This window comes from Leuconostoc gelidum subsp. gelidum KCTC 3527 (genome assembly GCF_000166715.1).
Classification (GTDB): domain Bacteria; phylum Bacillota; class Bacilli; order Lactobacillales; family Lactobacillaceae; genus Leuconostoc; species Leuconostoc gelidum.
On sequence record NZ_AEMI01000008.1, the window covers coordinates 15,764 to 27,176 of the forward strand.

General features: G+C 35.8%; 17 protein-coding genes. 4 read left to right on the forward strand and 13 right to left on the reverse strand.

Going from position 1 to position 11,413, the window contains the following annotated elements; all coding sequences use genetic code 11:
- Positions 1-7: 7 nt before the first annotated feature.
- The 13 genes from EUI_RS0102270 to EUI_RS0102335 form a co-directional block, all read right to left on the reverse strand.
- Complete coding sequence (locus EUI_RS0102270) at positions 8-226, reverse strand: hypothetical protein (protein ID WP_010015773.1); 219 nt, start codon at positions 224-226, stop codon at positions 8-10.
- A gap of 82 nt (positions 227-308) precedes the next feature.
- Positions 309-578, reverse strand: coding sequence for a hypothetical protein (locus tag EUI_RS10730; protein WP_010015774.1), 270 nt, complete (start codon positions 576-578; stop codon positions 309-311).
- Positions 575-1,009 (reverse strand): TcpE family conjugal transfer membrane protein, encoded by a 435-nt coding sequence (locus EUI_RS0102280; RefSeq protein ID WP_010015776.1) that lies wholly within the window; start codon positions 1,007-1,009, stop codon positions 575-577. The genes EUI_RS10730 and EUI_RS0102280 overlap by 4 nt, the downstream gene beginning before the upstream one ends.
- 1 nt (position 1,010) lies before the next feature.
- Positions 1,011-1,274, reverse strand: coding sequence for a TcpD family membrane protein (locus EUI_RS0102285; protein ID WP_010015777.1), 264 nt, complete (start codon positions 1,272-1,274; stop codon positions 1,011-1,013).
- Positions 1,275-1,286: 12 nt separating this feature from the next.
- Complete coding sequence (locus tag EUI_RS0102290) at positions 1,287-2,258, reverse strand: conjugal transfer protein (RefSeq protein ID WP_010015779.1); 972 nt, start codon at positions 2,256-2,258, stop codon at positions 1,287-1,289.
- A 5-nt stretch (positions 2,259-2,263) separates the two neighbouring features.
- Entirely contained in the window at positions 2,264-2,563 is a 300-nt protein-coding gene (locus EUI_RS0102295) for a hypothetical protein (RefSeq protein ID WP_010015780.1), read from the reverse strand.
- A gap of 25 nt (positions 2,564-2,588) precedes the next feature.
- A complete protein-coding gene (locus EUI_RS0102300; protein ID WP_010015781.1) occupies positions 2,589-3,776 on the reverse strand; it encodes a replication initiation factor domain-containing protein in 1,188 nt (395 codons plus the stop codon).
- Positions 3,757-4,068, reverse strand: coding sequence for a hypothetical protein (locus EUI_RS0102305; RefSeq protein WP_010015782.1), 312 nt, complete (start codon positions 4,066-4,068; stop codon positions 3,757-3,759). The genes EUI_RS0102300 and EUI_RS0102305 overlap by 20 nt, the downstream gene beginning before the upstream one ends.
- Positions 4,069-4,521: 453 nt before the next feature.
- Positions 4,522-5,610 carry a P-loop NTPase family protein gene (locus EUI_RS0102315; RefSeq protein WP_010015785.1) on the reverse strand — a complete coding sequence of 363 codons (1,089 nt, stop codon included), beginning with the start codon at positions 5,608-5,610 and terminating at the stop codon, positions 4,522-4,524.
- A complete protein-coding gene (locus EUI_RS0102320; protein ID WP_010015786.1) occupies positions 5,604-6,050 on the reverse strand; it encodes a hypothetical protein in 447 nt (148 codons plus the stop codon). The genes EUI_RS0102315 and EUI_RS0102320 overlap by 7 nt, the downstream gene beginning before the upstream one ends.
- 21 nt (positions 6,051-6,071) lie before the next feature.
- Positions 6,072-6,779 (reverse strand): hypothetical protein, encoded by a 708-nt coding sequence (locus EUI_RS0102325; RefSeq protein WP_010015787.1) that lies wholly within the window; start codon positions 6,777-6,779, stop codon positions 6,072-6,074.
- A gap of 81 nt (positions 6,780-6,860) precedes the next feature.
- A complete protein-coding gene (locus tag EUI_RS10605; RefSeq protein WP_010015789.1) occupies positions 6,861-7,010 on the reverse strand; it encodes a hypothetical protein in 150 nt (49 codons plus the stop codon).
- Positions 7,003-7,194 carry a hypothetical protein gene (locus EUI_RS0102335; RefSeq protein WP_010015791.1) on the reverse strand — a complete coding sequence of 64 codons (192 nt, stop codon included), beginning with the start codon at positions 7,192-7,194 and terminating at the stop codon, positions 7,003-7,005. The genes EUI_RS10605 and EUI_RS0102335 overlap by 8 nt, the downstream gene beginning before the upstream one ends.
- Before the next feature lie 714 nt (positions 7,195-7,908).
- On the opposite strand from EUI_RS0102335, the gene EUI_RS0102340 reads away from it, so the two are divergent.
- The 4 genes from EUI_RS0102340 to EUI_RS0102360 all read left to right on the forward strand — a co-directional run bounded on the left by EUI_RS0102340 (position 7,909) and on the right by EUI_RS0102360 (position 11,209).
- Positions 7,909-8,295, forward strand: coding sequence for a helix-turn-helix domain-containing protein (locus EUI_RS0102340; protein WP_010015792.1), 387 nt, complete (start codon positions 7,909-7,911; stop codon positions 8,293-8,295).
- Positions 8,295-8,969 (forward strand): ImmA/IrrE family metallo-endopeptidase, encoded by a 675-nt coding sequence (locus EUI_RS10735; RefSeq protein WP_010015793.1) that lies wholly within the window; start codon positions 8,295-8,297, stop codon positions 8,967-8,969. The genes EUI_RS0102340 and EUI_RS10735 overlap by 1 nt, the downstream gene beginning before the upstream one ends.
- Before the next feature lie 1,078 nt (positions 8,970-10,047).
- Positions 10,048-10,896, forward strand: coding sequence for a ParA family protein (locus tag EUI_RS0102355; RefSeq protein WP_010015794.1), 849 nt, complete (start codon positions 10,048-10,050; stop codon positions 10,894-10,896).
- On the forward strand, positions 10,889-11,209 hold the full coding sequence (locus tag EUI_RS0102360; RefSeq protein WP_010015795.1) for a hypothetical protein: 321 nt from the start codon (positions 10,889-10,891) through the stop codon (positions 11,207-11,209). The genes EUI_RS0102355 and EUI_RS0102360 overlap by 8 nt, the downstream gene beginning before the upstream one ends.
- Positions 11,210-11,413 lie beyond the last annotated feature (204 nt).

Consider the following 11,413-nt stretch of genomic DNA (forward strand, 5'->3'; position numbering starts at 1 on the left):
CCATTTCTTAAAATTTAATATCTTTAAACAAAGACAAGTCACGGTACAATTGGCGTACGTCTTTTGTGAATGTGTCAATCGCTTCATTACATTGTTCTACTGTTTGATGATTTTCAACATTTGCCACCAAAATAGGTATCGAATGAACAGCTATATCAACTAAATCTAACTGCGATTGTAAATAATTGATACGTTTCTTCACTTCTTGATTTTCACTAAATGACATAACTGCCCCCTTTTGATTATTTGGGCTTCACACCCCATTTGATTATATTCTGTGATAGCGTCACGACCAGCAGTTAATCTAATTAGTTTTGTTTCTTAAACTTTTTGCTAATTGCACCAAGCAAACCAAGACTAGCAATAGTTGCCATTAATTCTAACACTGCCCCACTACCTTGCTCATTAGCATTGGTATGTGGCAAAATGCTTGCCGTTTCAACTGCCTTTGGTGTGGCTGGTGTTGCAGGCGCGCGGTCTCCGTGTTTGGTGGCAGATTTTATTTGATATTTAATTGATAATTTTTTGTAAATAAAAAGCGCTAATTTGCGCTTATCCTTTCTGATTTTTAACGTCAATCACGACTTTTAGATTTTTCAACAATAATTGGCGTATCTGCCATGTGACTCTCTTCAAAATAACCAGTTGGCAAGACACGATCATGATAATAAACCGTTCGATTAAGTATTCTTTTAATACCAAATGTCACGATTGAAAGGGCATACTGCACTAATCCTAAGCCGTCAGGCTTCACTCTGTTTGCCAATGTGACTATCCCAAAAGGTATAACACCATAAGTACCCAAATAAGCTATTTTTCCTAAATCTGGATTGGCATGATAAAAAATTCGCAACGGATCGTGAAAAATAAAATAGAGCACGATAAAAGAAACTATAAATATAACCGCTGGTTTCAAACTAATCCCAACAGGTAAACTCTTATCTTCTGAAATTTTGCGAATAACAATATCTTGCTTCAAGGCTTTTTGATAGTTATAAACTTCTGCCATATTAACTAAATAGAGATTTGAAGATACCACCCACAGAGTTAAGGACACTATCTGGATTTTTAACCACAAAGTAGACTAAACCACCAATTGCAATCGTTACAACGATTTGACCAACAGAACCCTTAAAGAAATGTTGTCCTACTTTCCACATAATAATCATGGCAACAATGGCTGATACCCAACCTGCTACTTGACTTTGTAGCCCATTAAAACTAATCCCTAGTGTCGGAATTTGAAACATATAATTTGTGATGATTGCTTTCATCATAACCTCCTCTTAATTTAATAGACCGCCTTGTGTATGGATCATCTTAACCACATAATAGGTTGATCCCTTTGGCGAAACGGTCAAGGTAATCTGTTCTGAATGTTCCAGCTTTGTCTCTGTGTCCGTTAGCGTCAATAAGTATTTAATGTTCATGTTATCCTTAGAACCTGAAACGTTGACTTGATCAATACTCTTAACGGCGTATTGTCCCTCTAGTCCCTCTGGCTCTTTCATGATTAAGGACATATCACTAGCTTTTGAACTCACATACTTCTCACTAAAGGCTTTGACAAAGGCTTGAACTTTATCACTGCTTGCCAACGTGGCATTATTGGTGTCATCTTGATCAATCTTGCCAACATGTCCGACAATATCTTGTTCGGTTGTGGCATAAGGTAACGCCAAAACAGTGTACTGCCCTGCTTTTTGAGCAAAAGGCAAATTAAAAACGCGAATAATTGTATTTTTATCGTTGCCAACTGTATAGCCAACTTGATACTGTGCAATCTTCACGTCATTTTTGGTAAACGTATTTAATAATCTGGATCCCACATACGTTTCTTTTTGCGAGTCCTGATTATCATAAATTGTGCTACTGATATTAGTGGCAAAATACTTTTTTAAGGCTTTCAAACGTTTTTGCTTATCATCATCATTATCTGACTGCGTGAAATAGGTTTGAAAAAAACCTTGTGCATAACGATTAAGACTAGGTGAATAAACACTTTGTCCCATACTAGCCTTTTCTAGCTTGTCATCATACGTTTTCATCTTAGCAATGAGCTTATGATTAGTCTGGCTCACATTACTAGCTTTAATAAAAGCAATTGCACCACTCAAACCAACTAACACCAGGGCAATTTTAACAAAACGTCTAATCCATTTGCCCCGTTTTTGGACTTTGGCATAAGGTAATGATTGATCTGGTTTATCACGAGATTTGACATAACCTTTTCTGATTGACTTTAACTTATCAAACACAAATCTTACATGCCCCCAAACCGATCTACTTTTTGCGTAATTTCTTCTGCTAAATTGATGACGTTGTCCGCCACCTTTGGCAACGACTTGTATTGTTTGTTCAACACAGACAAGTTACGACGTAAACTAGCAAGATCATCACCAATTAAATCACTCCACTTTGGATCATTTTCCATGATTTCCTTAGCCTTGTTAACAGCAGCATACAAATTACCGTCTTCGATTTTTGACAATGCCTTAAAATTAGCGACTTCGGTTGCAGTAGCGCTAAGTGCTTTTTTGAATTGTGTTCCTTGTTCTGACATCTGTGTGTCCTCCAATTTTTAACTTTTAAAAAGGTAGGTTGACCTTTTCAGCAACTGATAACAATTTCTTTTGACGCGGACTTAATTCTGCGTCATCAATAATTTCATCTATCGTTTCTTGACCAAAATATAGGATCAAGGCTTTTAAAGTTGGTGCAACTTGTGTAATAAACCAATCAAGCGAACGCGCCATAGATAAATCGACTGGTTGCGCAACATACTCAACCACACTAGCCTGTTGCAAAAAGGCACGCCAGGGCGCCCATTGCTGTAACTTATCAATCTCTTTCTGCGCCATTTTATCAACGGACACATCATAGAATCTAACGTATTCTTGAAAGTAGGCAAATAATTCGGGTCCGACTTTACGTTTTTCGACAAGGTGCTGGGCTAGTGTTTGCGCACGATCCTGCTTTAATTCAATTTCATAACGATTTTTTATGCCAATTTCTTCATGCGGAATATGTCTTTTAGTTGCCTGTTCCTTGTCTTTTTCATAAAAACGAAAGAAAACTTGACCACTGCGGGAACCAAAATACATGGTTGCACCACCTGATTGACCATTACCAATAAAGGTTGGCTCACTTCTAAATTTTTGCGTGTAGCGTTTTGCTTCAACAATCTTGTAGAGATCAAAAATGTTAAAAATTCGTTCCATATCGTTAAAAGCATAATCAATTCGTGTCACATGACCACCGTTATCCAAAGCAAGGCTGAGAAAATCAAAAATATTTCTATCCTGTTGCATGAGCATATTTTCCAAAATACGTATGCCTTGCCCTGATACCGTGATCAAACTTTCTGGCGCGTCTTTTTTGCCATACACCGTTATAAATGCTTGACCTGCAAATGCATAGGTAATTGAATAACCAAAACGTCCACCGTCACGTTGAATAAATAAATCATATCCTGACTGTAAAAGCGTTTTGACTAGCCATTCCGCAGTACGCATTTTAAACGAAATACTTAAATAATCCAGCCATAAGCTCATGCCGTCTGCATTCAACAACACTCTTAGCGTATGCCGTTGATCTGCATTTAATAACGTGGCAATCACTTCATCACTAGCTTCAATTTTTTTGATGTAAGTTGACCGTGAAACATTAAGAAACAAAGCCATTTGAACTTGCGATAAGTCCAACTCTTTACGGAACGCCACTAAATCAATTCCTCTAGTGACTTCATAATCTAACTTAAAATATTTCTCTGACATGTTTTACTTGTTTGTAAATAACGTCCCAAATCTGCATACGATCCATTTTTTCATCAACGGACTGCGTAGCAAACGTCATGTACCAATCGCCCTCTCCTTTCTGGTAGACCTGTTCTGGATCCACGATAGTCCCCAATGCAAGTGCTGGGGGTAACTTATCACCTGCAACTTGATATACCCGTGTATCAATGACTTGACCGTCTAGAAAATGACCAAATAAAAACACATAACCTGTATTATGCGTTGTGCCATATAATTCATTTGGTAGAATACCAAGGTACTGATATAGCAATTCTTGTTTTGATAACCTCTTTTCTATTTTTATTAAATATCTTTAATAATAAACTGATTTTTAGACATTGAATTTTAATTTAAAAACGAATTTACACACCGCTTTTAAATCGCTGTAAATCAACGCCCCGTGAGAATGAGGGCTTGTTGCCTGTTGGCATTTCTGTAAATTTACCCCCCCTATTAGTAATTTGGGGGGTTGGCGAATTTGATCAAATGATTGTACGTTATTCAGCGCACAATCGGCTACAAAGACACAACGGCACGTAATCCCCTTTTCAAACGCCACCAGTCGCGCACCAGCAGAGCTGGGCGCTTCCTTTTCCACAGCAGAGCTGTTCCATGGCTGAAAAGGGTCAACGTGCCGTAAGCGCTTTGCTTAACGCCTCATGTACCCCGACTGCCTACAATCACTAAATCAAATTAGGCCTGCCAAATGACTAATAGGTACTAACTAAAAGTTCAATTCTACATATTTAGCGCTTTTACTATCCAAAAATTCCTTAATCTCACCCATTGGCTCAACTGGAACGGCTGGATATTGTTGACCTAATTCATCAAAATATTTGAACGGGACAAAATCTTTAGGAATAACAGGCGCAAAAAATGATCTTGCTTGCCCTGGTGTCATAGCTAAATAACCCCAACCCTTTAAATTTTTTGAGAGTTCCTTAAATTGCACTTCGTCAACATCATCAGGGAACATCATAGACAATCCACTAGATTTCATCTTACCAAGTGCCACACGGAACTGGAATTGATCACGAGACGCACTACCAATCGTATCAGCCGTTGGTTTCTGCATAGCAATCGCTACAAAGTAACCTAATTGACGACCTAACATGGTAATTTGTCCCAAAATTTGCTGGATCGCTTCATTATCGTTATATTTCAAACCAGAAACAAACGCACCAAATTCATCAAAAACAAAAAAATGTGGTTTCAAACCATACTTACGATAGTTTCCAACATTTTCTTCTAAATTATCATTCAATAAATCATGATATTCACGACCACGCTTAATCATTTCCAAATAAAAACGATAAAATGATTTTAGAATACGATCACGACCATAAGTAACACGATATTTTAGTGACGCTGTTTTACCAAGCACTGATAAATCAGTCTCTTTTGGATCCGCAACATCAACAATCGCACCACTTTTAATCAGACCATTCAGCAAACTAAACAAAAAGAATGATTTACCAGAACCCGTATCACCAGAAATAAGTGCCTGGGGATATTTTTCATAATCCCAAACCACCCCTTTCATAATTTCAATCGTATGATCTGTTATGGTCATGTCAGATAAGCCTAAGCGTAATCCCAACGGATTAGAAATAAAGTCAAATGACTTAAACCCAAAAATATCATTTGTTCCCACACCGTCCGCAAACAACATAGCCGACATAGGTTGTGAAATACGTCGATCACGAAAACGATCTTGATACTTTTGTCCGTCCATTGGTAAATAGATTGAAAAACCAACCTTACCATTGTTCTTTAAACTGACTTTTGGCAGCTTAATTTTTTGTTTTACCAATGCCAACCACCTTTCTCACCACCCAAATTGAAACTCAAACGGTGTTCTTTTTCATCAACTTCCTTGACCAAATAATATTGATTAGCAATTAGCCAATTAGATAGCCTTTCTAAGCGAAAAACAGTCGCCCAAAAGCCTTGAAATTGATAAGTCTTCCAATACCAATAACTTGCACTAAGCACTAAGACCACCATAGCAATCAAAGTTAAATAAAGACCCGGTAACAAACTATTAACAAAAGCCAACCAATCAACTTGTGTAACCAATGCTTTTGTGAAGCTGACTAGACCTTTACTAGGTGGCATAATCGCAAGTAAACGAAAAACAATCGTGATCAAAAATATGACCACTGGCACAAGTCCAATCGCAATAAAAACATCACGCCTTAAATGCCTATGCCAATAACGAACACGGAAACCACGGGGAAATAATTTACTCATTGATTAACCCCTTTCCTGCCATTACTTAGTTTTGGCCTCAGCAGGCTTAGCAGTTGTTTGTGGCTTATTATCAGCAGTTGCCTTTGAAATGCCACTAGCAGAGAAGAACAAAACATCTTGATCTGGATCATCATTGGTTGAACCGTCAAACAATGACACAACCAAATTTTCAAATTCAACCTTATCAAATGGCTTAAAGGCACCCTCTGGGAATACGCCCACAGGCACACGAACTGTTAATGCCTTACCATTTTCATCACTCACACGAACATCTTTAGCAATCAAATCACCAACACGGGAACCACGATCTTGTTGTTCCTGATAATTCAAAGTCTCAAAGACATCACGAGTTGCACCATACATAAATGAACCTGTAAAGAAATCTGTATCAACAACAGGGAAATACTCACCCTTAACCACAACCATAGTACGGGCTGGCTCATTCGCCCAGGTAGTCGCTACTGTTTCATTTTCTTTCTTAATAACAGCAGTCAAACCCGACACCTTAGTACGTGAACCACCAATTGGCACCAAATCAAGCGTCATATTTTCAAACTTCACAACATCTTTTGGCTTCAAGCCCTCTGGCAACTTACCAACTGGTGTAACAGTCAAGGCATCAGCGTCAGAACCTTCAATCAAAAACTGTGGTCGCCCATTATCAGGTGTTCCTAAATACAAAAACTTCAAGTTACCCTTTTCAGGTAACAACTTCAACATCTTACTCATAAAAATTAAAACTCTCTTTCTTAATCAAAATAAAAAGAACACTCCAGATTAAATAATCAAAATGTTCTTAGTAACAACACATTAAATTTTAGTCTCAACCGACACATGGAACTCATACTTATCAGCCAATGGCTTTAAATCAGCTAACAATTCCGCATGTTCCTCTGCCGTTAAAGGCTTTTCAAAATCACCACGCAAGAATATTTTCGTCTTGCCCTCATCATTAGTCATAATAACGTTTAAACCGCCTTTCATGATACACTTGTTCATACTCACTAAGTGGGATATAATTTTCAGGTTTAATCAAACCTTTCAAAATTTGATTATCCTTTTCCTCAAACCACTTAATCAGTTCAATGTCGGTTGTTAATAGACCCTCATCATCTAATGTAAACACATCAGGATATTCGTCCATAACCACCACCCTACAATAAAACGTCCTGATCAACCAAATTGGCTAAAAAGAACGTGACTTATAAACTATATAATTCATCAACAATAAGTTAAATTGTAAAAAAAACCTAAAAAACAACTTAACTTATCAATTCATATCTATTTCTAACAAGACCAGCGATAAACTAAAATGGATTATAACCAATCATTGCGAACGCTCACACTTTCAATAAGTGATCCTGGCATTCTTTACATCTACAATTTGTGTTCTGCCAAACGCCACTTGACGTTTAACTCCCCCACACTCTGCGCGCCTTTGACACCGCTACGGGTTTTATTACAGTAGTTAATGATTGACTTACATAACATAGTTAATCATCACGAGCTAGATATGAAAGCTCGACCCCATGACTACTCATCAAGTAAAATAACAAACTTAAAAGCATAAAAACTTGCCTTTATTCCTAATATCAATTAAAATAAAACTTGTTAGGGACTTATTTTAATTGAATATAACTGTTATCCAAATGACTGTATATCCAGTTTTAATTTCGTCTGGTGCCCTGCGCACCTTTTTTTATTCTCTCATAAGCGTAGAAAAACAGATTTAATTCAAATAAATAAAATTAAATGTCGCCCAATTCACTGGGCTTTTTTTTTCAACTAACTTACAAATACTATTTTATATCAACTATGGTTGAATATCAATAGTTAAATCAACGAAAGTTAAATAATAATGGAAAATTCAGAAAATATACTTGATCGAGTAAAACAATTAGCTAAAGAGAAAAAAATTACACTGTCTGAATTAGAAGAAAAATCAGACTTAGCACCAAGAAGTATTTACTCATGGAAAACTAAAAACCCAACAGGCACAAAAATACAAAAAGTTGCAGATGTTCTTAATACTACTAGTGACTATTTATTAGGAAGAAGTAACGACCCAAGCCCAATTGATGAAGAAGATGATCCCTCAATGTTCTTTAGAATTGATATGAGAAACGTACCAGAAGAAGATAGAGACGAATTCAAAGCACAACTCAAATTACTAAAAGACTTTGCCTTTAAACAAATTGAAGAAGCACGAAAAGAGCAAGAGAAAGAAGACAAAGATACGAAATAATGTACCCAGAAGAACTTGAAAAATATTTGGAATTACAACAAATCAGCAAAGAATTAGCCCAGACTGTAAGCGAATACTACCACATTAGAGAAACACAAATCAGGTGGTGGAACGTTACAGAATTTTTTAAAGACACAAAAAAAATAACCATATCACCACTTAACAAACGTCAATTTAACAAACTAATCAACGGTAGTTATGGTATTTATGGTTTAACAATTATCAACAAATATTTATCCATGGTCTATTATAATGATACTTCAATTGCAAGCAGACAACATTTTACAATTCTGCACGAATTATCACACATTCAACTACACAGTAATACAAAAAACGAAACCTATTCATCTTTAATTATAGGCAATGATTATTCAGCAGAAGATACAATCAAAGAACAAGAAGCCAATACATTAGCTAGTCAACTTTTGATCAATGATAATGCTTTAAATCAATACATAAATAATGGTTTTAAATTTAATCAAATCTGCAAAGAATTTGAAATCAGCCATGAAGCCTTAAAAAATCGTATAAAAAACTATCTCAAATACTACTACATGAAAAATAATATAGATTGTTGTGAAGAAGATAAAATCATTCAAAATCCATTCATATATGCCAACAGCATAACAACAAAATATATGGACGATCAAAAAATATATCTTAAATCATTCTAAAAATCTGCCACCAAACACGGAAACCGCGCGACAGCCAACCGCCACCACAACAGTTAAGCTCGCCCGTGGTTAACTGTTGTGGTGGCTTTTTTTTATTGTCTTTAAATCTAAATAAATAGAGAAAACTAAAAGAAATTGTTGACACAAGCAAGTCACAAATGCTTGATTGAGAGTGAGGGAAGTTTAGAGCCGAAGATAGTTTTTCCCTTGTTTTTAGGAAGAAAAAAACTTTAATCAAACAAACACTTGACCGATCGTTCAGTCGTCCGTCACCTTATCCATACAAGCTTTGGTTTTACCCACCTGATTTAATCAATTACTTAGTCATTGAACCAATAAAAAAACGCCCTTACTGGCGCTGTATCACTATACTTATTCTCTTTATCACGATACAGCTTAAATACAAGCTCTGTGTCCTTGAACACCGTTTTACCTGCCGAGCCGTTAATGGTCGCTCTCACCCTACTACACGCCCAGTATGGATTGTTTGTGTAGCACCCAAATATTTTTGTACAGTAGTGTCTGGGAAAATGGCACTTGTCTATTTTTTCGTATACCTGATATAGCACTTTGGATCTACCGAGTTGCAAGAAACACAACTACCCCCTACCTGTCATATCAACCATACCCCTTAAAGTGTTTGGCTTCACTCTATTTGAAATCACCCACATTTACAACACAAAGGTTATGTTGTATAATATAGTTACGTTAACCAAAACAAATAAGATTTACGTGGCTATCAAGAATTGGCGTTCTTGGTGGCTTTTCTTTTATTCAATTTAAAAACCTATGCCATAAATATAAATCATACAAAGCATGATGTCAACCTTTTTTAATTCATGTCCCCTTTTCCCTTTTTCTCTTTTTCTCTTAATACCTTTTTCTCTTTTTAGACATGTCCCTTTTTAGACATGTCCCTTTTTATCAACACTTATCGTTCATATAAAAGGATTTCTCTTTTTCTCTTTTTCTCTTTTTCTCTTTGTCCCCTTTTACCCTTTTCTCTTTTTCTCTTTGTACCCATTGACAACTATTTAAATAATTGTTAACATGAATAAAAAAGGGGACAAGGTATATCATGGAAAAATTAATTAAGAAAAACAACAATAAAGGATTAATTATTACCGTTGGAAACTATAAAGGTGGAGCAGGTAAAACATCAAACAGTACACTAATAGGATATACTCTTGCTAAACAGGGTATAAAAGTATTAGTAGTCGATCTAGATCCACAAACCAATGCTACTAAAGCCCTTTTACTGACAAAATCTGCTCTTGAAAAAGACAATATTATGACCATAAACAAAACGATTATGTCTGGAGTTGCCAATGGATCATTAGTTGATTTGCCTGTTAACATAATGCCAAATTATGATCTACTTCCTTCATATCCTGATTTTGGAGACTTTCCAAAATATGTATACAAACATGCTAATAATGAAACAGAAGAAGTTTCTATATTAAAACCACTACTAGACGAACTACGACCAAATTATGATCTCATCATTCTTGACATTCCACCTATGAGTAGAGAAGTAACAGCAAACGCTACCGTAGCTTCTGACTATACCTTAATTTCTTTTCAAACGCAGGAGAGATCATTAACAGGAGCAGAAAACTACATCAATGATTTACTTATTTATAAAGATAAATTCAATCTTAATATTGACGTTGTTGGAATACTTCCAGTATTACAAAATAAAAAAGGCACCGTTGATAATGCTATGCTCAACATGGCTAAAGAAAGCTTTGGTGACGATCTAGTCTTCAAATCAGTCATTCCACACATGGAAAGAATTAAGCGATTTGACATCACGGGTATCACTGATAAAGACAGATTCGACAGAAAAGTCATGCAAACATACGAAATAGCAACAAATGAATTTATAGAAAAGATTAACACACTGGAGGACGCCAAACATGAGTAACTTAGAAACGCTTAGAAAACGTGGCAATTTCACACCAAAACAATCCTTTGTAGAACCTGAAAAAGAACCAAAAGTTGAAATTAATCAACCAACACAAAGTGCAGAAATTATTGAAACTGATAAATATATACCTTCACCAAACCAAAGAAAAACTTTAAAAGTTTCTCCACAAACAAAAAAAGAATTAGAGGAACTAAAACGCTACTTAAAAGTTGAATATAATTATGAAGCAATCCAATTTTTAATAGATAATTATGTCAACACTCAACTATCAGCACAAGAAAGAAATCGTTTCAAAGATAACACAGTATAGATTGGTATAGATTGTGAAAAAATCGTAAAATTGACTTTGTGAACTGTCGGAAAAGGGCAGGGGGATCAAAATTCACAAGGGGTATTTCACAATAGCTAATGAACACTGTTATCGCAACTACTTTGGATAGTCGCTGTTATGTTAACTACGATTGGTATAGTCAGACAGGTTTGAAAAGGAGTAAAGATAATTTATTATGTATAT

Coding starts and splice junctions, on each gene's coding strand:
- EUI_RS0102270 (WP_010015773.1), bottom strand. CDS start 226: ATGTCATTTAGTGAAAATCAAGAAGTGAAGAAACGTATCAATTATTTA.
- EUI_RS0102280 (WP_010015776.1), bottom strand. CDS start 1,009: ATGGCAGAAGTTTATAACTATCAAAAAGCCTTGAAGCAAGATATTGTT.
- EUI_RS0102285 (WP_010015777.1), bottom strand. CDS start 1,274: ATGAAAGCAATCATCACAAATTATATGTTTCAAATTCCGACACTAGGG.
- EUI_RS0102295 (WP_010015780.1), bottom strand. CDS start 2,563: ATGTCAGAACAAGGAACACAATTCAAAAAAGCACTTAGCGCTACTGCA.
- EUI_RS0102300 (WP_010015781.1), bottom strand. CDS start 3,776: ATGTCAGAGAAATATTTTAAGTTAGATTATGAAGTCACTAGAGGAATT.
- EUI_RS0102320 (WP_010015786.1), bottom strand. CDS start 6,050: ATGAGTAAATTATTTCCCCGTGGTTTCCGTGTTCGTTATTGGCATAGG.
- EUI_RS0102325 (WP_010015787.1), bottom strand. CDS start 6,779: ATGAGTAAGATGTTGAAGTTGTTACCTGAAAAGGGTAACTTGAAGTTT.
- EUI_RS10605 (WP_010015789.1), bottom strand. CDS start 7,010: ATGACTAATGATGAGGGCAAGACGAAAATATTCTTGCGTGGTGATTTT.
- EUI_RS0102335 (WP_010015791.1), bottom strand. CDS start 7,194: ATGGACGAATATCCTGATGTGTTTACATTAGATGATGAGGGTCTATTA.
- EUI_RS0102340 (WP_010015792.1), top strand. CDS start 7,909: ATGGAAAATTCAGAAAATATACTTGATCGAGTAAAACAATTAGCTAAA.
- EUI_RS10735 (WP_010015793.1), top strand. CDS start 8,295: ATGTACCCAGAAGAACTTGAAAAATATTTGGAATTACAACAAATCAGC.
- EUI_RS0102355 (WP_010015794.1), top strand. CDS start 10,048: ATGGAAAAATTAATTAAGAAAAACAACAATAAAGGATTAATTATTACC.
- EUI_RS0102360 (WP_010015795.1), top strand. CDS start 10,889: ATGAGTAACTTAGAAACGCTTAGAAAACGTGGCAATTTCACACCAAAA.